This is a genomic window from Escherichia sp. E13S3 (assembly GCF_004212325.1).
GTDB lineage: Bacteria > Pseudomonadota > Gammaproteobacteria > Enterobacterales > Enterobacteriaceae > Escherichia.
In genome coordinates this window covers 271,756-295,634 of the sequence record NZ_RHJR01000004.1, presented here as the reverse complement: position 1 = coordinate 295,634, position 23,879 = coordinate 271,756, and the positions used below count along the sequence as shown (strand labels likewise).

The 23,879-nt window shown below is 52.8% G+C and carries 20 protein-coding genes; 16 read left to right on the top strand and 4 right to left on the bottom strand.

The features are described 5' to 3' along the window. Positions 1-117 precede the first annotated feature (117 nt). Positions 118-2,262 (bottom strand): phosphate acetyltransferase, encoded by a 2,145-nt coding sequence (gene pta, locus D9597_RS06655; protein ID WP_130207230.1) that lies wholly within the window; start codon positions 2,260-2,262, stop codon positions 118-120. Positions 2,263-2,335: 73 nt separating this feature from the next. Beyond that, positions 2,336-3,538, bottom strand: a complete 1,203-nt coding sequence (gene ackA, locus D9597_RS06650) for an acetate kinase (RefSeq protein ID WP_130207228.1) — start codon at positions 3,536-3,538, stop codon at positions 2,336-2,338. 339 nt (positions 3,539-3,877) lie between these two features. Between ackA and yfbV the strand changes: the two genes are divergently transcribed. The 4 genes from yfbV to D9597_RS06625 all read left to right on the top strand — a co-directional run bounded on the left by yfbV (position 3,878) and on the right by D9597_RS06625 (position 7,491). Next, positions 3,878-4,333, top strand: coding sequence for a terminus macrodomain insulation protein YfbV (gene yfbV / locus D9597_RS06640; RefSeq protein ID WP_000106627.1), 456 nt, complete (start codon positions 3,878-3,880; stop codon positions 4,331-4,333). 83 nt (positions 4,334-4,416) lie between these two features. Next, complete coding sequence (locus D9597_RS06635; protein WP_064526599.1) at positions 4,417-4,911, top strand: YfbU family protein; 495 nt, start codon at positions 4,417-4,419, stop codon at positions 4,909-4,911. Positions 4,912-4,921: 10 nt separating this feature from the next. Then, positions 4,922-5,572, top strand: coding sequence for a hexitol phosphatase HxpA (gene hxpA, locus D9597_RS06630; protein WP_130216964.1), 651 nt, complete (start codon positions 4,922-4,924; stop codon positions 5,570-5,572). An 86-nt stretch (positions 5,573-5,658) separates the two neighbouring features. Further along, positions 5,659-7,491 carry an SLC13 family permease gene (locus tag D9597_RS06625; protein WP_130221943.1) on the top strand — a complete coding sequence of 611 codons (1,833 nt, stop codon included), beginning with the start codon at positions 5,659-5,661 and terminating at the stop codon, positions 7,489-7,491. A gap of 60 nt (positions 7,492-7,551) precedes the next feature. Here the strand turns inward: D9597_RS06625 and yfbR are convergent, their stop codons facing one another. Further along, positions 7,552-8,151 (bottom strand): 5'-deoxynucleotidase, encoded by a 600-nt coding sequence (gene yfbR, locus D9597_RS06620; protein WP_130221942.1) that lies wholly within the window; start codon positions 8,149-8,151, stop codon positions 7,552-7,554. 83 nt (positions 8,152-8,234) lie between these two features. Then, positions 8,235-9,452, bottom strand: coding sequence for an alanine transaminase AlaA (gene alaA, locus D9597_RS06615; RefSeq protein ID WP_064526608.1), 1,218 nt, complete (start codon positions 9,450-9,452; stop codon positions 8,235-8,237). A gap of 924 nt (positions 9,453-10,376) precedes the next feature. Here alaA and lrhA point away from each other — a divergent pair. The 12 genes from lrhA to nuoL all read left to right on the top strand — a co-directional run bounded on the left by lrhA (position 10,377) and on the right by nuoL (position 23,803). Continuing rightward, on the top strand, positions 10,377-11,315 hold the full coding sequence (lrhA, locus tag D9597_RS06610; protein ID WP_130221941.1) for a transcriptional regulator LrhA: 939 nt from the start codon (positions 10,377-10,379) through the stop codon (positions 11,313-11,315). A 620-nt stretch (positions 11,316-11,935) separates the two neighbouring features. Beyond that, positions 11,936-12,379, top strand: a complete 444-nt coding sequence (nuoA, locus tag D9597_RS06605) for an NADH-quinone oxidoreductase subunit NuoA (protein WP_000062997.1) — start codon at positions 11,936-11,938, stop codon at positions 12,377-12,379. A gap of 15 nt (positions 12,380-12,394) precedes the next feature. Next, entirely contained in the window at positions 12,395-13,057 is a 663-nt protein-coding gene (gene nuoB, locus D9597_RS06600) for an NADH-quinone oxidoreductase subunit NuoB (RefSeq protein WP_000386733.1), read from the top strand. A gap of 93 nt (positions 13,058-13,150) precedes the next feature. Further along, the gene (gene nuoC / locus D9597_RS06595) at positions 13,151-14,953 is read left to right on the top strand and encodes an NADH-quinone oxidoreductase subunit C/D (protein ID WP_000247878.1); all 1,803 of its coding nucleotides are present in this window, start codon (positions 13,151-13,153) and stop codon (positions 14,951-14,953) included. A gap of 2 nt (positions 14,954-14,955) precedes the next feature. Continuing rightward, the gene (nuoE, locus tag D9597_RS06590) at positions 14,956-15,456 is read left to right on the top strand and encodes an NADH-quinone oxidoreductase subunit NuoE (RefSeq protein WP_000545042.1); all 501 of its coding nucleotides are present in this window, start codon (positions 14,956-14,958) and stop codon (positions 15,454-15,456) included. After that, a complete protein-coding gene (nuoF, locus tag D9597_RS06585; RefSeq protein ID WP_000789500.1) occupies positions 15,453-16,790 on the top strand; it encodes an NADH-quinone oxidoreductase subunit NuoF in 1,338 nt (445 codons plus the stop codon). Before nuoE ends, nuoF begins: the two co-directional genes overlap by 4 nt. A 52-nt stretch (positions 16,791-16,842) precedes the next feature. After that, positions 16,843-19,569 carry an NADH-quinone oxidoreductase subunit NuoG gene (gene nuoG / locus D9597_RS06580; protein WP_130221940.1) on the top strand — a complete coding sequence of 909 codons (2,727 nt, stop codon included), beginning with the start codon at positions 16,843-16,845 and terminating at the stop codon, positions 19,567-19,569. After that, positions 19,566-20,543, top strand: a complete 978-nt coding sequence (gene nuoH / locus D9597_RS06575) for an NADH-quinone oxidoreductase subunit NuoH (RefSeq protein ID WP_000118685.1) — start codon at positions 19,566-19,568, stop codon at positions 20,541-20,543. The genes nuoG and nuoH overlap by 4 nt, the downstream gene beginning before the upstream one ends. 14 nt (positions 20,544-20,557) lie before the next feature. Next, positions 20,558-21,100: an NADH-quinone oxidoreductase subunit NuoI gene (nuoI, locus tag D9597_RS06570; RefSeq protein ID WP_000172749.1), complete on the top strand. Its 543-nt coding sequence runs from the start codon at positions 20,558-20,560 to the stop codon at positions 21,098-21,100. Between the two features lie 11 nt (positions 21,101-21,111). Continuing rightward, the gene (nuoJ, locus tag D9597_RS06565) at positions 21,112-21,666 is read left to right on the top strand and encodes an NADH-quinone oxidoreductase subunit J (RefSeq protein ID WP_000393511.1); all 555 of its coding nucleotides are present in this window, start codon (positions 21,112-21,114) and stop codon (positions 21,664-21,666) included. Next, entirely contained in the window at positions 21,663-21,965 is a 303-nt protein-coding gene (gene nuoK / locus D9597_RS06560) for an NADH-quinone oxidoreductase subunit NuoK (RefSeq protein WP_000612644.1), read from the top strand. Before nuoJ ends, nuoK begins: the two co-directional genes overlap by 4 nt. Then, entirely contained in the window at positions 21,962-23,803 is a 1,842-nt protein-coding gene (gene nuoL, locus D9597_RS06555; protein ID WP_130221939.1) for an NADH-quinone oxidoreductase subunit L, read from the top strand. Before nuoK ends, nuoL begins: the two co-directional genes overlap by 4 nt. Positions 23,804-23,879: the final 76 nt, after the last annotated feature.

Here is a 23,879-nt window from a genome sequence, read left to right as displayed (position 1 = left end):
GCAGTTAAGCAAGATAATCAGAAAGGAGTAATGCAAATTAAGAGAATAAAAAACCGGAAATAGTGGCTATTTCCGGTTCTGATATCCGCAGCAGTAAGGCTGCGGATTATGACGAGATTACTGCTGCTGTGCAGACTGAATCGCAGTCAGCGCGATGGTGTAGACGATATCGTCAACCAGTGCGCCACGGGACAGGTCGTTAACCGGCTTGCGCATACCCTGCAGCATCGGCCCGATGGAGATCAGGTCGGCAGAACGCTGTACCGCTTTGTAGGTGGTGTTACCGGTGTTCAGATCCGGGAAGATGAACACGGTAGCGCGACCTGCAACCGGAGAGTTCGGCGCTTTAGATTTCGCAACGTCAGCCATTACCGCAGCGTCGTACTGCAGCGGGCCGTCGATCATCAGGTCAGGACGTTTTTCCTGCGCCAGACGAGTGGCTTCGCGAACTTTCTCTACGTCGCTACCTGCACCAGAAGTACCGGTGGAGTAGGAGAGCATAGCCACGCGCGGTTCGATACCGAAGGCTGCGGCGGAATCTGCGGACTGAATCGCGATTTCTGCCAGCTGTTCTGCGGTCGGATCCGGGTTGATCGCACAGTCACCGTAAACGTAAACCTGTTCCGGTAGCAGCATGAAGAACACGGAAGATACCAGAGAGCTACCCGGTGCAGTTTTGATCAGCTGCAGCGGCGGACGGATGGTGTTTGCGGTGGTGTGAACAGCACCGGAAACCAGACCATCAACTTCATCCTGTTCCAGCATCAGGGTACCGAGAACCACGTTGTCTTCCAGCTGTTCGCGGGCAACAGTTTCGGTCATGCCTTTGTTCTTACGCAGTTCGACCAGACGAGCAACATATTTTTCGCGAACCACTTCTGGATCAACGATTTCAATGCCTGCGCCCAGTTCTACGCCCTGAGACGCAGCAACTCGGTTGATCTCTGCCGGGTTACCCAACAGTACGCAAGTTGCGATACCACGTTCAGCACAGATGGCGGCTGCTTTAACGGTACGCGGTTCGTCGCCTTCCGGCAGAACGATACGTTTGCCCGCTTTGCGCGCCAGTTCGGTCAGCTGATAACGGAACGCAGGCGGAGACAGACGACGGCTGCGCTCGGAAGTGGCAGTCAGAGAGTCAATCCAGTCAGCGTTGATGTAGTTAGCAACGTATTCCTGAACTTTCTCGATACGCTCGTGATCGTCAACCGGAACTTCCAGGTTGAAGCTCTGCAGGCTCAGAGATGTCTGCCAGGTGTTGGTGTTTACCATGAATACCGGCAGGCCGGTAGCGAAAGCGCGTTCGCACAGTTTAGAAATGCGCGCGTCCATTTCGTAGCCGCCAGTCAGCAGCAGGGCGCCGATTTCTACGCCGTTCATGGCAGCAAGGCAAGCGGCAACCAGTACGTCAGGACGGTCTGCGGAAGTTACCAGCAGAGAACCTGCACGGAAGTGCTCCAGCATGTGTGGAATGCTGCGTGCGCAGAAAGTGACAGATTTCACGCGGCGAGTGTTGATGTCGCCTTCGTTGATGATGGTGGCGTTCAGGTGGCGTGCCATATCGATAGCACGAGTCGCGATCAGATCAAAGCTCCACGGCACAGCGCCGAGAACCGGCAGCGGGCTGGATTCTTGCAGCTTCGCCGGATCAACATTGTTGATTTTAGCTTTGGAAGAGTCGTCGAAAATCTCGGACAGATCCGGGCGAGTACGACCCTGTTCATCAACCGGTGCGTTCAGTTTGTTAACGATAACGCCAGTGATGTTGGTGTTTTTGGCACCACCGAAGCTGTTACGAGTCAGTTCGATACGCTCTTTCAGCTGTTCCGGGGTGTCGGTGCCCTGAGACATAACGAAGACGATTTCCGCGTTCAGCGTTTTGGCGATTTCGTAGTTCAGAGACTGGGCAAACTGGTGTTTACGTGTCGGTACCAGACCTTCAACCAGAACCACTTCAGCGTCTTTGGTGTTAGCGTGGTAGTTCGCGACGATCTCTTCCATCAGCACATCTTTTTTATTGCTGGAAAGCAGACCTTCAACGTAGCTCATTTTCAGCGGTTCGGCGGCTGTCGTGGTGGAAGAGCTCGCACGCACGATAGTCGTTGTCTGATCGGGCGCATCGCCACCGGTACGCGGCTGAGCAATAGGTTTGAAAACGCTCAGACGAACGCCTTTGCGTTCCATTGCACGGATCACGCCGAGGCTGACGCTGGTCAGACCGACGCTGGTTCCGGTAGGGATCAGCATAATAATACGGGACACGGTTTATCCTCTTTCGTTACCGCCGATTGGCGGGTTACAAAACAGCACCGCCAGCTGGGCTGGCGGTGTGAAATCAGGCAGTCAGGCGGCTCGCGTCTTGCGCGATGACCAGTTCTTCGTTGGTTGGGATAACCACCGCAGGACGGGTACCTTCTTTGTTGATGAAACCAGATTTGCCGAAACGTGCAGCCAGGTTGCGTTCGCGATCAACTTCAAAGCCCAGCACGCCCAGTTTGCCCAGAGACAGTTCACGAACCATCGCAGCGTTTTCACCGATACCACCGGTGAATACAACAGCGTCCAGACGACCATCCATCAGCGCGGTGTATGCACCGATGTATTTCGCCAGGCGGTGGCAGTAAACGTCCATTGCGCGCTTCGCGTCTTCTTTCGTCGCGTAGTTATCTTCAACATAGCGGCAGTCGCTGGTCACTTCGGTCAGACCCAGCAGGCCAGACTCTTTGGTCAGCAGTTTGTTGATGGCATCAACGCTCATGCCGAGGGTGTCGTGCAGGTGGAAAATGATCGCCGGATCGATGTCACCAGAACGAGTACCCATTACCAGGCCTTCCAGCGGAGTCAGACCCATAGAGGTATCAACGCATTTGCCGTTACGGATAGCAGAAACGGAACCACCGTTGCCCAGGTGGCAGGTGATGATGTTCAGTTCTTCTACCGGTTTGTTCAGCATTTTTGCCGCTTCCTGGGTTACATAGAAGTGGCTGGTACCGTGCGCGCCGTAACGACGGATGCCGTGCTCTTTGTACAGGTTGTACGGCAGGGCGTAGAGGTAAGACTCTTCCGGCATAGTCTGGTGGAACGCCGTGTCAAATACAGCAACGTTTTTATCTTTCAACTGCGGGAAAGATTTCAGTGCTTCTTCGATACCGATCAGGTGAGCCGGGTTGTGCAGCGGTGCAAAAGAAGCTGCATCTTTGATACCCTGAATAACAGACTCGTCGATCACTACGGAGCTGGTATACTTCTCACCGCCGTGTACGATACGGTGACCGATAGCGGTCAGCTGCGCAGACAGTTCTGGTTTTTGTGCCAGAATAGTATTAACGATAAAGTTGAGCGCTTCGCTGTGAGCGGCGCCTGCACCTAAAGCCGCTTCTTGTTTATTGCCGTCCATTTTCCATTTGATACGTGCTTCGGGCAGGTGGAAACATTCGGCTAAACCAGAAAGGTACTCTTCACCATTCGCTGCATCGATGATTGCAAATTTCAGTGAAGAACTACCGCAGTTCAGAACCAGTACTAACTTACTCGACATGGAAGTACCTATAATTGATACGTGGCTAAAAAAACGTCAGGGAGCCATAGAGCGTAGCGCATGATGACACCGACATTTATGATTAACATCATGCACTGCAAATTTTTTTTTGCATGATGGAAGAAATATCTTGAGTCTATGCCATTTTGCGTAATTTTCAGCCAATGGCATAATGTTTATGAATTTGACGACTCAATGAATATGTACTACTCGGCCATTTCAGGCTGCTAAAGGATACCTGATTGTGGGTACGGAAGACAAAATGTTTTGAACGTTGTCCCGCTGAGTTGTGAATTTGCACAAATTTTTGAATCTTTATATGTGAAGTTGAGGTGAAGCATGTCAACGCCGGATAATCGTTCTGTTAATTTTTTTAGCTTGTTTCGCCGGGGACAGCATTACTCAAAGACGTGGCCGCTGGAAAAACGCCTTGCCCCGGTCTTTGTTGAGAATCGCGTCATTAAGATGACGCGCTATGCGATCCGCTTTATGCCGCCGATCGCCGTGTTTACTCTCTGCTGGCAGATTGCGCTGGGCGGTCAGCTTGGTCCGGCAGTCGCCACTGCGTTGTTCGCCCTAAGCTTACCCATGCAGGGACTGTGGTGGCTGGGCAAGCGTTCTGTAACGCCACTACCACCTGCAATCCTCAACTGGTTTTATGAAGTTCGCGGTAAATTGCAGGAGTCTGGACAGGTGCTGGCACCTGTTGAAGGCAAGCCTGATTACCAGGCATTAGCTGACACGCTTAAGCGCGCCTTCAAACAACTGGATAAAACTTTCCTTGATGATTTGTAATTGACCCCTGATTACGCATATAAAAGAAGGCAGACATCGGCCTTCTTTTTTTTCACCGTAGTAGAGTGATACAGGAGTCAACAATGGAAATGACCAACGCGCAACGTCTTATTTTGTCTAACCAGTACAAAATGATGACTATGCTCGATCCGGCAAATGCTGAACGTTACCGTCGCCTGCAAACAATCATTGAGCGTGGTTATGGTTTACAAATGCGCGAACTGGATCGCGAGTTTGGCGAGCTGAAAGAAGAAACCTGCCGCACTATCATCGACATTATGGAGATGTATCACGCGCTGCATGTTTCCTGGTCTAATTTACAGGATCAGCAATCCATCGATGAACGTCGTGTCACCTTCCTCGGCTTTGACGCCGCCACCGAAGCGCGTTATCTCGGATATGTCCGCTTTATGGTTAACGTTGAAGGGCGTTACACCCATTTTGATGCCGGAACTCACGGCTTTAATGCCCAGACGCCAATGTGGGAGAAATATCTGCGCATGTTGAATGTCTGGCATGCCTGCCCGCGTCAGTATCACCTGAGCGCTAACGAAATTAACCAAATCATCAACGCCTGAGGAGGCCCGCGTGCGGTGTAAAGGTTTTCTTTTTGATCTGGATGGAACGCTGGTGGATTCTCTGCCCGCGGTAGAGCGAGCGTGGAGCAACTGGGCCAGACGTCATGGGCTAGCACCGGAAGATGTGCTGGCGTTTATTCATGGTAAACAGGCGATTACGTCTCTGCGCCATTTCATGATGGGCAAATCGGAGACGGAAATTGCCGCCGAGTTTACCCGTCTGGAACAAATCGAGGCCACGGAAACCGAAGGTATTACCGCACTCCCAGGGGCGATAGCTTTACTCAATCATTTGAATAAAGCGGGGATTCCGTGGGCCATTGTCACTTCTGGTTCCATGCCTGTTGCGCGAGCACGTCACAAAGTCGCCGGACTTCCCGCGCCGGAAGTGTTTGTTACCGCAGAGCGGGTTAAACGTGGAAAACCAGAGCCGGATGCATATCTGTTAGGTGCACAACTGTTGGGCCTTGCACCGCAGGAATGTGTGGTGGTGGAGGATGCTCCCGCTGGCGTGCTTTCAGGCCTGGCCGCGGGATGTCATGTCATTGCGGTTAACTCACCGGCTGATACCCCGCGTCTGAATGAGGTAGATTTGGTCCTCCATAGTCTGGAACAAATTACTGTGATCAAACAGCCAAATGGTGACGTTATTATTGCGTGAAACGCCAGATCATGATTTAGCCCCGTCCCGACGGGGCTTTTTTGTGGCAGAATCAGGCCATCCCCCTCAATTAACAAGGATACGTTGTGAACGGTGAATTGATCTGGGTTCTTTCATTACTGGCGGTTGCCATCGTCTTGTTTGCGACTGGCAGAGTGCGTATGGATGCGGTCGCTTTGTTTGTCATTGTTGCGTTTGCATTAAGCGGTACGCTGACCGTCCCTGAAGTGTTTTCCGGTTTTTCCGATCCTAACGTGGTACTGATCGCCGCCTTGTTTATTATTGGCGATGGTTTAGTCCGCACGGGTGTCGCCACTGTAATGGGGACATGGCTGGTTAAAGTGGCAGGCAACAGTGAAATCAAAATGTTGGTTTTGTTGATGCTGACCGTTGCGGGCCTTGGCGCGTTTATGAGTTCAACGGGCGTCGTCGCTATCTTTATCCCTGTGGTGTTAAGCGTCGCTATGCGCATGCAAACGTCGCCGTCGCGCCTGATGATGCCGTTGAGTTTTGCCGGGCTGATCAGCGGCATGATGACGCTGGTGGCAACGCCACCTAACCTGGTGATTAACAGTGAATTGCTGCGTGAAGGCTATCATGGTTTTAGTTTCTTTAGCGTAACCCCCATCGGCCTGGTCGTACTGGTGCTGGGCATCTTGTATATGTTAGTGATGCGTTTCATGCTGAAAGGGGATACCCAGTCCCCGCAGCGCGAAGGCTGGACGCGTCGTACCTTCCGCGATCTTATCCGTGAATACCGACTTACCGGGCGCGCGCGTCGCCTGGCCATTCGTCCCGGTTCGCCGATGATTGGCCAGCGACTGGACGATCTCAAATTACGTGAACGTTATGGCGCTAACGTCATCGGTGTTGAACGCTGGCGGCGTTTTCGTCGCGTTATTGTGAACGTGAACGGGGTTTCTGAATTCCGGGCGCGTGACGTTTTGCTTATTGATATGTCTGCGGCTGATGTCGATCTCCGACAATTTTGTAGTGAACAATTGCTGGAACCGATGGTGCTGCGCGGCGAGTATTTTTCCGATCAAGCCCTTGATGTTGGCATGGCGGAGATTTCATTAATTCCTGAGTCTGAGTTGATTGGTAAATCGGTGCGCGAAATTGGCTTTCGTACGCGCTACGGACTGAATGTGGTGGGCCTGAAACGCAACGGCGTGGCGCTGGAAGGTTCGCTGGCGGATGAGCCTCTGCTGCTGGGCGATATCATTCTGGTCGTCGGTAACTGGAAGCTTATCGGTATGCTGGCAAAACAGGGCCGCGACTTCGTGGCGCTGAACTTACCGGAAGAGGTGAGTGAAGCATCGCCTGCGCACAGTCAGGCACCCCATGCCATTTTCTGTCTGGTGTTGATGGTGGCGTTAATGCTGACTGATGAAATCCCTAATCCCATCGCGGCTATCATTGCCTGCCTGCTGATGGGGAAATTCCGCTGTATCGATGCTGAAAGCGCCTATAAATCCATTCACTGGCCGAGCATTATTTTGATCGTTGGGATGATGCCGTTTGCGGTGGCGCTACAGAAAACAGGCGGTGTCGCGCTGGCGGTGAAAGGGTTAATGGACATCGGCGGCGGTTACGGGCCACATATGATGCTTGGCTGTTTGTTTGTCTTGTCGGCGGTGATTGGTTTGTTTATTTCGAATACGGCAACGGCTGTGTTGATGGCGCCGATTGCGCTGGCCGCGGCTAAAACAATGGGCGTCTCGCCGTATCCATTTGCTATGGTGGTGGCGATGGCAGCATCCGCCGCCTTTATGACACCAGTTTCCTCACCGGTTAACACGTTGGTTTTAGGGCCGGGAAATTACAGCTTTAGTGATTTTGTGAAGCTGGGAGTACCGTTCACCGTTATTGTGATGGCGGTTTGCGTGGTGATGATTCCGATGCTGTTTCCGTTTTAACGAGAGCCTGATAAGACGCTGGCGCGTCTTATCAGGCTGCGTCGGCTGGTATCTGTCTGCTTACAGTGGCGAATCCTGGCTAATCTCATCGAGCGAAAGATGGAAGCTGGGAACAAAGACCTCAATGAAGTAGTCCATCTCCTGGCTGCGGCGCGCTTCAAGCGTCGCTTCCAGCCGCGTTTTTGCCAGCAAAAATTCATTATTTCCGGCTGCGAGCTCTTCCAGACATTTCAGATAGGCACAAAGTGCATCAGCCTGTTTCACCAGTGACTTTTCTTCATCGCTATACGCATTTTCATCGATTAATGGCGCGAAAATATCCCGCAACTCCTCCGGAACCATATCGACCAGCTTTTGTTGGGCGATTTTTTCAATGGCTTTGTATTCCTGAGCGATTTGCGAGTTGAAATATTTCACTGGGGTAGGGAGATCGCCGGTGAGCACTTCAGAGGCATCGTGGTACATCGCCAGCAGAGCGATGCGTTCAGCGTTGACATTTCCGCCAAACTTACGGTTTTTAATGGCTGCCAGCGCATGGGCGACCATCGCCACCTGCAAACTGTGCTCAGACACATTTTCTGTCCGTACATTGCGCATTAACGGCCAGCGGTTAATGAGTTTCAGACGGGAGAGATGGGCAAAAAAATGGCTCTGCTTCATAACGACCTTGCGTGTGATGACTTCATGAGATCATTGTGGGGGGATAACACTGCCGGATGCAATCTCCGGCAGTGAATTTAAGATTACAGCTGATGATAGCCAGAAAGGAAACGAGCGAATTTACTTAATGACAGTTCGATATCATCAACGCGCGGCAGCGTAACTATGCGGAAGTGATCCGGCCACGGCCAGTTAAAAGCCGTCCCCTGAACCAGCAGAACTTTTTCCTGTAACAGGAAGTCCAGCACCATCTTCTGGTCGTCGTGAATATTAAAACGTTTGGCGTCGATTTTTGGGAACATGTACAGCGCGCCGCGTGGCTTCACGCAGGACACGCCTGGAATGTCGTTAATCAATTCCCATGCGCGATTACGCTGCTCGTAAAGACGCCCGCCTGGTAAGATAAATTCACTGATACTCTGATAGCCGCCCAAAGCGGTCTGAATCGCGTGTTGTGCGGGAACGTTGGCGCAAAGTCGCATTGAGGCCAGCATCTCCAGACCTTCGATGTAGCCTTTGGCGTGTTTTTTCGGCCCGTTCAGCACCATCCAGCCCTGACGGAAGCCTGCCACACGATACGTTTTCGACAGACCGTTAAAGGTAATGGTCAGCAGGTCAGGCGCCATCGCCGCAATCGAGTGATGCTCGGCGTCGTCGTAGAGAATTTTGTCGTAAATTTCATCGGCGAAGATAATGAGATTATGCTGACGCGCAATCTCCACAATTTCCATTAAAAGCTCTTTGGAATAAACCGCGCCGGTAGGGTTGTTCGGGTTGATAATAACGATACCGCGCGTACGAGGCGTAATTTTAGCGCGAATATCATCAAGGTCCGGGAACCAGTCAGAGGACTCGTCACAAAGGTAGTGCACCGCTTTACCGCTGGAGAGCGAAACCGCCGCTGTCCATAGTGGGTAATCAGGTGCAGGAACCAACATTTCATCCCCGCTGTTCAGCAAGGCCTGCATTGCCTGAACGATAAGCTCCGATACACCATTGCCGATGTAAATGTCTTCCACGGTAACATCACGCATGCCTCGCGCCTGATAGTGCTGCATGATGGCCTTACGCGCAGAGTAGAGGCCTTTTGAATCACAATAGCCCTGAGCGGTCGGGAGGTTGCGTATCACGTCAACCAGGATCTCATCAGGAGCGTCAAAACCGAACGGGGCAGGGTTGCCGATGTTCAGTTTCAATACCTTGTTACCTTCTTCTTCCAGGCGTTTTGCTTCTTTCAGCACCGGACCACGGATGTCATAACAGACATTCTCTAACTTGCTGGATTTTTCAATGGGTGACATGAATCTTGACCTTTTTTGCTGTTATCGCCACTCCCTGCCGTGGAAGTCAGCTTAGAACAATGTACTCCCCCGAGGCGGTGTTTTGAAGTTCTGCAGAACAAGATTTTGCGAGAGTAAAAGGAGGGAATGTGCTGTTAATAACTTAATAATCATTAAATATTGAGATGCATATGCTTAATGATTTGTGTTTTGTAGTGATTTATTCTAAGCATTAATCTAATGCATAGTTTTTTGTCTGGTAGATAAATGTGCGAATTTCCTTTGATTTAAGAAATCGCGAACATAACATATTCATGATATTTTCATTATAAGTGAAACATTAAGAGAGTAGTGATCGCCGAAGTGTCGTTTAGGTGATGACGTGCGAAACTATTGTTAAGCGGAATTAATGAATGCAGGGTGTGCTAATTAATTATTATTTAATATTCAAAAAGGTTTTGTTGTGCTTATTAATAATAGAAGATTACTTTGCCTAACATAACATAACTTTGCATCAGATAATTCGCAATGGCCCTTATAAATAAATGGGTTTTAGGGTAAAATGCTCGCTTAAATGACGGAAGCCCCACTTTTGATGCAGACAAATCATCGCCGCTTATGCGTGTTCACGCTGGGTTGGCGCCGCTTTGCTAGTAGTGGAACAAGGAACAACATTTACATTTACACAAACACTCGCATGTCATAAATAGAAAAGAGTGAGTAACTTAATAGATATGCGATTCCTGAAGATATATTCTGTGAACTACTTCAGGCATTATAACGGAACAATGTGAGTCGTTCTTATTAGTGCAACTCATATGCATTTTAACTTTCATCCAGACTTCCGGATGAAACTGCCAGGGAGGCACATTACAAATGGAATTGCTTGTTTGTGTGTGCACAGCATTAACCAGCTCAGTATGAGCCGCCAGTAAGTGATAATATATGATAAGTGCAAATCGTCCGATAATTAACCTCGACCTCGATCTGCTGAGAACATTTGTTGCTGTTGCCGATCTGAACACTTTTGCTGCCGCAGCTGCCGCCGTGTGTCGTACTCAGTCCGCTGTTAGTCAGCAAATGCAACGTCTTGAACAACTCGTTGGGAAAGAACTGTTCGCTCGGCATGGTCGTAACAAACTGTTAACTGAACATGGCATTCAGCTTCTTGGCTATGCCAGGAAGATCCTGCGTTTTAATGATGAAGCTTGCTCATCATTGATGTTCAGTAATCTTCAGGGCGTGTTAACAATCGGCGCTTCAGATGAATCTGCTGATACGATCTTACCTTTCCTGCTTAATCGCGTGAGTTCGGTTTATCCGAAACTTGCGCTGGATGTCCGCGTTAAGCGTAATGCCTATATGGCAGATATGCTGAAGTCCCAGGAAGTGGATTTAATGGTTACCACAAATCGTCCTGGTACCTTTAATGCGTTGAACCTGAGAACTTCTCCAACGCACTGGTATTGCGCTGCGGAATATGTATTGCAAAAAGGCGAGCCGATCCCTCTGGTGTTGCTGGATGATCCTAGTCCGTTCCGCGATATGGTTCTGGCAACACTCGATAAAGCAGATATTCCATGGCGTCTGGCTTATGTCGCCTCCACGTTGCCGGCGGTCCGTGCTGCCGTGAAAGCGGGATTGGGTGTAACGGCCAGGCCGGTTGAGATGATGAGTCCGGACCTGCGCGTCTTGAGTGCTGTGGACGGTTTACCACCACTGCCAGATACCGAATATTTGCTCTGCTATGATCCGTCCAGCGGTAATGAACTGGCCCAGGTGATATACCAGGCAATGGAGAGTTATCAGAATCCATGGCAGTTCAGCACGACAGGAGCCCATGAAGGGGATGATTCTCTGTTAATTGAAGGCGATTACGAATAATTGTCTGGTACCAGATAACCACATTTGTAAAAACAAGCCGCTGATGTTTTTTTGAACGTCAGTGGCTTTTTTTTACAATAAATGATAACGACTTTTCTGGATATTGAATAAAAGTGTTCATTTTTCAACCGTCCGCCATTCTCTATACGCGCGAACAAAAAATCGCCGAATAAAAATCTCCTGCTACAATGATGTTAAAAAATACGTGAATTTGTTGCTGTATTTTTGTTATGGATTAACAAAAGCGTGTCACAGATCAAGAAAATACTCTCTTTTAGGGGGAGGAATCGACACAAATTCCTGTCAAAATAGACCCGTATTTTTTCCATTGCTTCACAACGGACACGATTCAACAACATCTAATTTTCCTGGAGTCGTCAATGATCTGGGATGAAGAGCATTAAATGCAAAAGTTGTTGGTATTATGTAAATTAATGTGAAGAAACTTTTGTTAAAGTTGACAAAAGGTTATAGAAAGGGGTAAAAGACCACATCAATTCACTGTATAAAATTGTTACTACAGTAGTTGTAAGGTTTTTTTTATTCCTCCCCATGAATCGATGTGGCGTCCATCTGCCGTGAAGAGCAGTGAATCTGGCGCTACTTTTGATGAGTAAGCAATGAGTATGTCAACATCCACTGAAGTCATCGCTCATCACTGGGCATTCGCTATCTTTCTTATCGTTGCCATTGGCCTGTGTTGCCTGATGCTGGTAGGCGGTTGGTTTTTAGGCGGTCGCGCACGCGCGAGGTCGAAAAACGTGCCGTTTGAATCCGGTATCGACTCGGTCGGCTCCGCCCGCTTACGCCTGTCCGCCAAGTTTTATCTGGTGGCCATGTTCTTCGTTATCTTCGACGTTGAAGCGCTGTATCTGTTCGCATGGTCAACCTCTATCCGCGAAAGCGGCTGGGTAGGCTTTGTGGAAGCTGCAATTTTTATTTTTGTGTTACTGGCAGGTCTGGTTTATCTGGTGCGTATTGGCGCGCTGGACTGGACGCCCGCGCGTTCACGCCGCGAGCGTATGAACCCGGAAACGAACAGTATCGCTAATCGTCAACGCTAACCGCGAGGCATTAAGATGGATTATACGCTCACCCGCATAGATCCCAACGGTGAGAACGACCGTTACCCCCTGCAAAAGCAGGAGATCGTAACCGACCCTCTGGAGCAAGAAGTTAACAAAAACGTGTTTATGGGCAAGCTCAATGACATGGTTAACTGGGGTCGTAAAAACTCAATTTGGCCGTATAACTTCGGTCTTTCCTGCTGTTACGTTGAGATGGTGACTTCGTTTACCGCGGTGCATGACGTGGCGCGTTTTGGCGCAGAAGTATTGCGTGCTTCGCCGCGTCAGGCTGACCTGATGGTGGTTGCAGGAACCTGCTTTACCAAAATGGCACCGGTTATTCAGCGTCTGTATGACCAGATGCTGGAACCAAAATGGGTTATCTCAATGGGTGCCTGTGCCAACTCCGGCGGTATGTACGATATTTATTCCGTTGTGCAGGGCGTCGATAAATTCATCCCGGTTGATGTGTATATCCCGGGCTGCCCGCCGCGTCCTGAAGCGTACATGCAGGCACTGATGCTGTTGCAGGAATCTATCGGCAAAGAACGTCGTCCGCTCTCCTGGGTGGTTGGCGATCAAGGCGTTTATCGCGCCAATATGCAATCAGAGCGCGAACGCAAGCGCGGTGAACGCATTGCCGTAACCAACCTGCGTACACCTGACGAGATTTAATTTGCGCCTGTCGGCAAAGGGATTTTTCTTCGCTTATTCCTAAATCTATTTCGCGAAGCTTACTGCGCCGACAGTCACCACGGACCATTTGCAATGGTGAACAATATGACCGACTTAACCGCGCAAGAACCCGCCTGGCAGACCCGCGATCATCTTGATGATCCGGTGATTGGCGAACTGCGCAACCGTTTTGGGCCGGATGCCTTTACTGTTCAGGCGACTCGCACCGGGGTTCCCGTTGTGTGGATCAAGCGTGAACAATTACTGGAAGTGGGCGATTTCTTAAAGAAACTGCCGAAACCTTACGTCATGCTGTTTGACTTACACGGCATGGACGAACGTCTGCGCACACACCGCGAAGGGTTACCTGCCGCGGATTTTTCCGTTTTCTACCATCTGATTTCTATCGATCGTAACCGCGACATCATGCTGAAGGTGGCGCTGGCAGAAAACGACCTGCACGTACCGACCTTCACCAAACTGTTTCCGAACGCTAACTGGTATGAGCGTGAAACCTGGGATCTGTTTGGCATTACTTTCGACGGTCACCCGAACCTGCGTCGCATCATGATGCCGCAAACCTGGAAAGGTCACCCGCTGCGTAAAGATTACCCGGCGCGCGCAACCGAATTCTCGCCGTTTGAGCTGACCAAAGCCAAACAGGATCTGGAGATGGAAGCCCTGACCTTCAAACCGGAAGAGTGGGGGATGAAGCGCGGCACCGAAAACGAGGACTTCATGTTCCTCAACCTCGGCCCGAACCACCCGTCGGCGCACGGGGCTTTCCGTATCGTTTTGCAACTCGACGGCGAAGAGATTGTCGACTGCGTACCAGACATCGGCTACCACCACCGTGGTGCAGAGAAAATGGGCGAGCGCCAGTCCTGGCACAGCTACATTCCGTATACCGACCGTATCGAATACCTCGGCGGCTGCGTTAACGAAATGCCTTACGTGCTGGCGGTAGAGAAACTGGCCGGGATCACCGTGCCGGATCGCGTTAACGTCATTCGCGTAATGCTCTCCGAACTGTTCCGCATCAACAGTCACCTGCTGTATATCTCGACCTTTATTCAGGACGTCGGCGCAATGACGCCCGTGTTCTTTGCCTTTACCGATCGTCAGAAAATTTACGATCTGGTGGAAGCAATCACGGGTTTCCGTATGCACCCGGCGTGGTTCCGTATTGGCGGCGTAGCGCACGACCTGCCGCGCGGCTGGGATCGCCTGCTGCGGGAGTTCCTCGACTGGATGCCGAAACGTCTGGCGTCTTACGAGAAAGCGGCGCTGCAAAACACCATTCTGAAAGGTCGTTCCCAGGGCGTTGCCGCCTATGGCGCGAAAGAGGCACTGGAGTGGGGCACCACTGGCGCGGGCCTGCGTGCTACCGGGATCGACTTCGACGTGCGTAAGGCGCGTCCTTATTCTGGCTATGAAAACTTCGACTTTGAAATCCCGGTGGGTGGTGGTGTTTCTGACTGCTACACCCGCGTAATGCTTAAAGTGGAAGAGCTGCGCCAGAGTCTGCGCATTCTTGAGCAGTGCCTCAACAACATGCCGGAAGGCCCGTTCAAAGCGGATCACCCGCTGACCACGCCGCCGCCGAAAGAGCGCACGCTGCAACATATCGAAACCCTGATCACCCACTTCCTGCAAGTGTCGTGGGGTCCGGTGATGCCTGCCAATGAATCTTTCCAGATGATTGAGGCGACCAAGGGGATCAACAGTTACTACCTGACCAGCGACGGTAGCACCATGAGTTATCGCACTCGTATCCGCACGCCGAGTTATGCGCATTTGCAGCAAATTCCGGCGGCGATCCGCGGCAGCCTGGTGTCTGACCTGATTGTTTATCTGGGCAGTATCGATTTTGTTATGTCAGATGTGGACCGCTAATTATGCACGAGAATCAACAACCACAAACCGAGGCTTTTGAGCTGAGTGCGGCAGAGCGTGAAGCGATTGAGCACGAGATGCACCACTACGAAGACCCGCGTGCGGCGTCCATTGAAGCGCTGAAAATCGTTCAGAAGCAGCGTGGCTGGGTGCCGGATGGCGCGATCCACGCGATCGCCGATGTGCTGGGTATTCCGGCGAGCGATGTCGAAGGTGTGGCAACGTTCTACAGCCAGATCTTCCGTCAGCCAGTAGGCCGCCATGTGATCCGTTATTGCGACAGCGTGGTTTGTCACATCAACGGTTACCAGGGCATTCAGGCGGCGCTGGAGAAAAAACTGAACATCAAACCAGGGCAAACGACATTTGACGGTCGCTTCACGTTGCTGCCAACTTGCTGCCTGGGGAACTGTGATAAAGGGCCAAACATGATGATCGATGAGGACACTCACGCGCATCTGACCCCGGAAGCGATCCCTGAACTGCTGGAGCGGTATAAATGAAAAACATTATCCGTACTCCCGAAACGCATCCGCTGACCTGGCGTCTGCGCGATGACAAACAGCCAGTGTGGCTGGACGAATACCGCAGCAAAAACGGTTACGAAGGCGCGCGTAAGGCGCTGACCGGGCTGTCTCCGGACGAAATCGTTAATCAGGTAAAAGACGCTGGTCTGAAAGGGCGCGGCGGCGCGGGCTTCTCGACTGGCCTGAAATGGAGCCTGATGCCGAAAGACGAATCCATGAACATCCGTTACCTGCTGTGTAACGCTGATGAAATGGAGCCGGGCACCTATAAAGACCGCCTGCTGATGGAGCAACTGCCGCACCTGCTGGTGGAAGGTATGCTCATCTCCGCGTTTGCGCTGAAAGCTTACCGTGGCTACATCTTCCTGCGTGGCGAGTATATCGAAGCGGCAGTGAATCTGCGCCGTGCCATTGCCGAAGCCACCGAAGCAGGGCTGCTTGGCAAAAACATTATGGGAACAGGTTTCGATTTCGAACTGTTCGTCCATACCGGGGCAGGGCGCTACATCTGCGGCGAAGAAACAGCGTTAATCAACTCCCTGGAAGGGCGTCGCGCTAACCCGCGCTCGAAGCCACCCTTCCCGGCAACCTCCGGTGCATGGGGCAAACCGACCTGTGTCAACAACGTAGAAACCCTGTGTAACGTTCCGGCGATCCTCGCTAACGGCGTGGAGTGGTATCAGAACATCTCGAAAAGTAAAGATGCTGGCACCAAGCTGATGGGCTTCTCCGGTCGGGTGAAAAATCCGGGCCTGTGGGAACTGCCGTTTGGCACCACCGCACGCGAGATCCTCGAAGATTACGCCGGTGGTATGCGTGACGGTCTGAAATTCAAAGCCTGGCAGCCAGGCGGCGCGGGGACTGACTTCCTGACTGAAGCGCACCTTGACCTGCCGATGGAATTCGAAAGTATCGGTAAAGCAGGCAGCCGTCTGGGTACGGCGCTGGCGATGGCGGTTGACCACGAGATCAACATGGTGTCGCTGGTGCGTAACCTGGAAGAGTTTTTCGCCCGTGAGTCCTGCGGCTGGTGTACGCCGTGCCGCGACGGTCTGCCGTGGAGCGTGAAAATTCTGCGTGCGCTGGAGCGTGGTGAAGGTCAGCCGGGCGATATCGAAACACTTGAGCAACTGTGTCGATTCTTAGGCCCGGGTAAAACTTTCTGTGCCCACGCACCTGGTGCAGTGGAGCCGTTACAGAGCGCCATCAAATATTTCCGCGAAGAATTTGAGGCGGGAATCAAACAGCCGTTCAGCAATACCCATTTGATTAATGGGATTCAGCCGAACCTGCTGAAAGAGCGCTGGTAACCGAATTTCGATTAACGCTCGGTCCCTGACCGAGAAAACTGGAAGCATGCTAATGGCTACAATTCATGTAGACGGCAAAGAATACGAGGTCAACGGAGCGGACAACTTGCTGGAAGCTTGTCTGTCTCTGGGCCTTGATATTCCTTACTTTTGCTGGCATCCGGCGCTGGGAAGCGTCGGTGCTTGCCGCCAGTGTGCGGTGAAGCAATACCAAAACGCGGAAGACACGCGTGGTCGCCTGGTGATGTCCTGTATGACACCGGCTTCCGATGGCACATTTATTTCCATTGACGACGAAGAAGCGAAACAGTTCCGTGAAAGTGTGGTCGAGTGGTTAATGACCAACCACCCGCACGACTGTCCGGTATGTGAAGAAGGCGGTAACTGCCATCTTCAGGATATGACCGTGATGACCGGGCATACCTTCCGTCGCTACCGTTTCACCAAACGTACCCACCGCAATCAGGACCTGGGGCCGTTCATCTCTCACGAAATGAACCGCTGCATCGCCTGCTACCGCTGCGTGCGTTACTACAAAGATTACGCTGACGGTACAGATCTGGGCGTTTATGGCGCGCATGACAACGTCTACTTCGGTCGCCCGGAAGACGGCACGCTGGAAAGCGAATTTTCCGGTAACCTGGTCGAAATTTGCCCGACCGGCGTATTTACCGACAAAACGCACTCCGAGCGTTACAACCGTAAATGGGATATGCAGTTTGCGCCGAGCATCTGCCAGCAATGTTCCATCGGCTGTAACATCAGCCCCGGCGAGCGTTATGGCGAACTGCGTCGTATCGAAAACCGTTACAACGGTACGGTAAACCACTACTTCCTCTGCGACCGTGGTCGTTTCGGTTACGGCTACGTCAACCTGAAAGATCGTCCGCGTCAGCCAGTACAGCGTCGTGGCGATGATTTCATTACCCTCAACGCCGAACAGGCAATGCAGGGCGCGGCAGATATTCTGCGTCAGTCGAAGAAAGTGATCGGTATTGGTTCTCCGCGCGCCAGCGTGGAAAGCAACTTTGCGCTGCGTGAGCTGGTGGGCGAAGAAAACTTCTACACCGGTATCGCTCACGGTGAGCAGGAACGTCTGCAACTGGCACTGAAAGTGCTGCGTGAAGGCGGCATTTATACTCCGGCACTGCGCGAAATCGAATCTTATGATGCGGTACTGGTGCTGGGCGAAGACGTTACCCAGACCGGCGCGCGCGTCGCGCTGGCAGTTCGTCAGGCGGTGAAAGGTAAAGCGCGCGAAATGGCGGCAGCACAGAAAGTGGCTGACTGGCAGATTGCGGCAATCCTCAACATCGGTCAGCGTGCGAAGCATCCGCTGTTTGTTACCAACGTTGATGACACCCGTCTGGATGATATCGCTGCGTGGACTTACCGCGCACCGGTTGAAGATCAGGCGCGTTTAGGTTTTGCCATCGCTCATGCGCTGGATAACTCCGCGCCAGTGGTTGACGGTATTGAGCCTGAGCTGCAAAGCAAAATCGACGTCATCGTGCAGGCACTGGCTGGTGCGAAGAAACCGTTGATTATCTCCGGGACGAACGCCGGTAGCGCTGAAGTGATTCAGGCGGCGGCTAACGTCGCAAAAGCCCTGAAAGGTCGCGGCGCTGACGTCGGTATCACCATGATTGCCCGTTCCGTCAACAGCATGGGGCTGGGCATTATGGGCGGCGGTTCGCTTGAAGAAGCGTTAACCGAACTGGAAACCGGACGTGCCGACGCGGTGGTGGTGCTGGAGAACGATCTGCATCGTCACGCTTCCGCTACCCGCGTGAATGCTGCGCTGGCTAAAGCGCCGCTGGTGATGGTGGTTGACCATCAACGCACAGCGATCATGGAAAACGCCCATCTGGTGCTTTCCGCCGCCAGCTTTGCTGAAAGCGACGGTACGGTAATTAATAATGAAGGCCGCGCCCAACGTTTCTTCCAGGTTTACGACCCGTCCTATTACGACAGCAAAACTGTCATGCTGGAAAGCTGGCGCTGGCTGCACTCGTTGCACAGCACCCTGCTGAGCCGTGAAGTGGACTGGACGCAGCTCGACCACGTGATTGACGCCGTTGTGGCGAAAATCCCGGAACTGGCAGGTATCAAAGATGCTGCGCCGGATGCGACATTCCGTATTCGTGGGCAGAAACTGGCCCGTGAACCGCACCGTTACAGCGGTCGTACCGCCATGCGCGCCAATATCAGCGTTCATGAGCCGCGTCAGCCGCAGGATATTGACACCATGTTCACCTTCTCGATGGAAGGTAACAACCAGCCGACCGCGCACCGTTCGCAAGTGCCGTTTGCCTGGGCACCGGGCTGGAACTCCCCGCAGGCGTGGAACAAATTCCAGGACGAAGTGGGCGGCAAACTGCGCTTTGGCGATCCGGGCGTGCGTCTGTTTGAAACCAGCGAAAATGGTCTGGATTACTTCACCGGTGTACCGGCACGCTTCCAGCCGCAGGACGGGAAATGGCGTATCGCGCCGTACTACCACCTGTTTGGCAGCGATGAATTGTCACAGCGTGCTCCGGTCTTCCAGAGCCGTATGCCGCAACCGTACATCAAACTCAACCCAGCGGATGCCGCGAAGTTGGGCGTGAATGCGGGGACAAGTGTCTCCTTTAGTTACGATGGCAACACGGTCACGCTGCCGGTTGAAATCGCCGAAGGGCTGACGGCAGGGCAGGTGGGCTTGCCGATGGGTATGTCCGGCATTGCTCCGGTGCTGGCTGGCGCGCATCTTGAGGATCTCAAGGAGGCACAACAATGAGTTGGTTATCACCGGAACTGATTGAGATCCTGCTGACCATCCTCAAAGCGGTGGTGATCCTGCTGGTGGTTGTCACCTGTGGGGCATTCATGAGCTTTGGCGAACGTCGCCTGCTGGGTCTGTTCCAGAACCGTTACGGACCTAACCGTGTTGGCTGGGGCGGTTCGCTCCAGCTGGTCGCGGACATGATCAAAATGTTCTTTAAAGAAGACTGGATCCCGAAATTCTCGGATCGCGTCATCTTTACCCTGGCACCGATGATTGCCTTTACCTCGCTGCTGCTGGCCTTTGCAATTGTGCCAGTCAGCCCAGGTTGGGTGGTTGCCGACCTGAACATCGGGATTTTGTTCTTCCTGATGATGGCAGGTCTGGCGGTTTACGCAGTGCTGTTTGCGGGCTGGTCAAGTAACAACAAATACTCGCTGCTGGGTGCGATGCGTGCTTCTGCGCAGACCCTGAGCTACGAAGTGTTCCTCGGGCTTTCCCTGATGGGCGTGGTGGCGCAGGCCGGTTCATTCAACATGACCGACATCGTCAACAGCCAGGCGCATGTGTGGAACGTCATCCCGCAATTCTTTGGTTTTATTACCTTTGCCATCGCGGGCGTGGCGGTGTGTCACCGTCACCCGTTTGACCAGCCGGAAGCCGAGCAGGAACTGGCGGATGGTTACCACATTGAATATTCCGGCATGAAGTTCGGTCTGTTCTTCGTGGGTGAGTACATCGGGATTGTGACCATCTCTGCACTGATGGTGACGCTGTTCTTCGGTGGCTGGCAAGGCCCGTTGTTACCGCCATTCATCTGGTTCGCGCTGAAAACCGCGTTCTTTATGATGATGTTCATTTTGATTCGTGCGTCGTTACCGCGTCCGCGTTATGACCAGGTAATGTCCTTCGGCTGGAAAATCTGCCTGCCGCTGACGCTGATCAACTTGCTGGTAACGGCGGCTGTCATTCTCTGGCAGGCGCAATAAGGGGCAATAAGACCATGACCTTAAAAGAATTGTTAGTAGGTTTCGGCACCCAGGTTCGTAGTATCTGGATGATCGGCCTGCACGCGTTCGCCAAACGCGAAACGCGAATGTACCCGGAAGAGCCGGTCTATCTGCCGCCCCGTTATCGTGGTCGTATCGTTCTGACCCGCGACCCGGACGGCGAAGAGCGTTGCGTAGCCTGTAACCTCTGCGCGGTAGCCTGCCCGGTCGGCTGTATCTCGCTGCAAAAAGCAGAAACCAAAGACGGTCGCTGGTATCCGGAATTTTTCCGCATCAACTTCTCACGCTGCATTTTCTGTGGTCTGTGCGAAGAAGCCTGTCCGACCACGGCGATTCAGTTAACCCCGGATTTCGAAATGGGGGAATACAAGCGCCAGGATCTGGTTTACGAGAAAGAGGATCTGCTGATCTCCGGTCCGGGCAAATACCCGGAATATAACTTCTACCGGATGGCAGGTATGGCAATCGACGGCAAAGATAAGGGCGAAGCAGAGAACGAAGCCAAGCCTATCGACGTCAAGAGCCTGTTACCGTAAGGAGAGGGGCAATGGAGTTCGCTTTTTATATCTGTGGCCTGATAGCCATACTTGCGACCTTGCGAGTGATCACCCATACCAATCCGGTACACGCACTGCTGTACCTGATTATTTCGCTGCTGGCGATTTCCGGGGTGTTCTTCTCACTGGGCGCTTACTTCGCCGGTGCGCTGGAAATTATCGTCTACGCGGGTGCCATTATGGTGCTGTTCGTGTTCGTGGTGATGATGCTCAACCTGGGCGGTTCGGAAATCGAACAGGAACGCCAGTGGCTGAAACCGCAGGTGTGGATTGGTCCGGCAATTTTGTCGGCCATCATGCTGGTGGTGATTGTTTACGCCATTCTCGGTGTTAACGATCAGGGTATCGACGGTACGCCAATCAGTGCTAAAGCAGTGGGTATTACGCTGTTCGGGCCTTACGTACTGGCGGTGGAACTGGCTTCTATGCTGCTGCTCGCGGGTCTGGTTGTGGCCTTCCACGTCGGTCGTGAAGAGCGTGCGGGTGAAGTGCTGAGCAATCGTAAAGACGACAGCGCGAAAAGAAAAACGGAGGAGCACGCATGATCCCCTTACAACATGGACTGATCCTCGCGGCAATCTTATTCGTTCTTGGCTTAACCGGTCTGGTTATCCGTCGCAATCTGCTGTTTATGCTGATTGGTCTGGAAATCATGATTAACGCCTCCGCGCTGGCCTTTGTGGTCGCCGGAAGCTACTGGGGCCAGACCGACGGTCAGGTGATGTACATTCTCGCCATCAGCCTCGCGGCAGCAGAAGCGAGTATCGGCCTTGCGCTGCTGCTGCAGCTTCACCGTCGTCGCCAGAACCTGAACATCGATTCAGTAAGTGAGATGCGCGGATGAACATGCTTGCCTTAACCATTATTTTGCCATTTATTGGCTTCGTCCTGCTGGCGTTCTCCCGTGGGCGCTGGTCTGAAAACGTCTCGGCGATCGTCGGCGTTGGCTCTGTGGGCCTGGCGGCGCTGGTAACTGCCTTTATTGGCGTCGACTTCTTCGCTAACGGCGAACAGGCATACAGCCAGCCGCTGTGGACGTGGATGTCGGTAGGCGACTTTAACATCGGTTTTAACCTGGTGCTGGACGGCCTGTCGCTGACCATGCTCTCGGTGGTCACTGGTGTGGGTTTCCTGATCCACATGTACGCCTCCTGGTATATGCGTGGTGAAGAGGGCTACTCTCGCTTCTTCGCTTACACCAACCTGTTCATCGCCAGCATGGTAGTTCTGGTTCTCGCTGATAACCTGCTGTTGATGTACCTCGGCTGGGAAGGCGTGGGCCTGTGCTCCTATCTGCTGATCGGTTTCTATTACACCGATCCGAAGAATGGCGCAGCGGCAATGAAAGCGTTCGTCGTGACCCGTGTGGGTGACGTGTTCCTCGCTTTCGCGCTGTTCATTCTCTACAACGAGCTGGGTACGCTGAACTTCCGCGAAATGGTGGAACTGGCGCCTGCGCACTTTGCTGACGGCAATAACATGCTGATGTGGGCGACGCTGATGCTGCTGGGCGGTGCGGTCGGTAAATCCGCGCAGTTGCCGTTGCAGACATGGCTTGCCGACGCGATGGCGGGCCCGACGCCTGTCTCCGCGCTGATCCACGCCGCAACGATGGTAACCGCGGGTGTCTACCTGATCGCCCGTACCCACGGCCTGTTCCTGATGACGCCGGAAATTCTGCATCTGGTGGGCATTGTTGGGGCGGTTACGCTGCTGCTGGCCGGTTTTGCCGCGCTGGTACAGACCGATATCAAACGTGTTCTCGCTTACTCTACCATGAGCCAGATTGGCTACATGTTCCTCGCGCTTGGCGTGCAGGCATGGGATGCGGCGATTTTCCACTTGATGACTCACGCGTTCTTTAAAGCGCTGCTGTTCCTGGCATCCGGTTCCGTCATTCTGGCCTGCCATCACGAACAGAACATCTTCAAGATGGGCGGTCTGCGTAAATCTATTCCGCTGGTTTATCTCTGCTTCCTGGTGGGCGGCGCAGCACTGTCGGCACTGCCGCTGGTCACTGCGGGCTTCTTCAGTAAGGATGAGATCCTCGCAGGTGCGATGGCGAATGGTCATATCAATCTGATGGTGGCAGGTCTGGTCGGTGCGTTTATGACCTCGCTCTACACCTTCCGTATGATTTTCATCGTCTTCCACGGAAAAGAACAAATTCACGCTCACGCCGTGAAAGGGGTAACTCACAGCCTGCCGCTGATTGTGCTGCTGATCCTTTCCACCTTCGTTGGCGCACTGATTGTACCGCCGCTGCAGGGCGTGCTTCCGCAAACGACGGAGCTGGCGCACGGCAGCATGTTGACCCTGGAAATTACCTCTGGCGTGGTCGCGGTGGTCGGCATTCTGCTGGCAGCCTGGCTGTGGCTGGGTAAACGTACTCTGGTGACCTCTATCGCCAACAGTGCGCCGGGCCGCCTGCTGAGTACCTGGTGGTACAACGCCTGGGGCTTTGACTGGCTGTACGACAAAGTGTTCGTCAAGCCGTTCCTGGGTATTGCCTGGTTGCTGAAACGCGATCCGCTGAACTCAATGATGAACATTCCGGCGGTTCTTTCCCGCTTTGCAGGTAAAGGCCTGCTGTTAAGCGAGAACGGTTATCTGCGCTGGTATGTGGCATCCATGAGCATCGGTGCGGTCGTGGTGCTGGCACTGTTGATGGTACTGCGTTGAGTTAAGGATTGTGGGCTTGCCCCTGGGCATATAAGAACGTAGGTCGGATAAGCCGTCTTCGCGGCGCATCCGACAC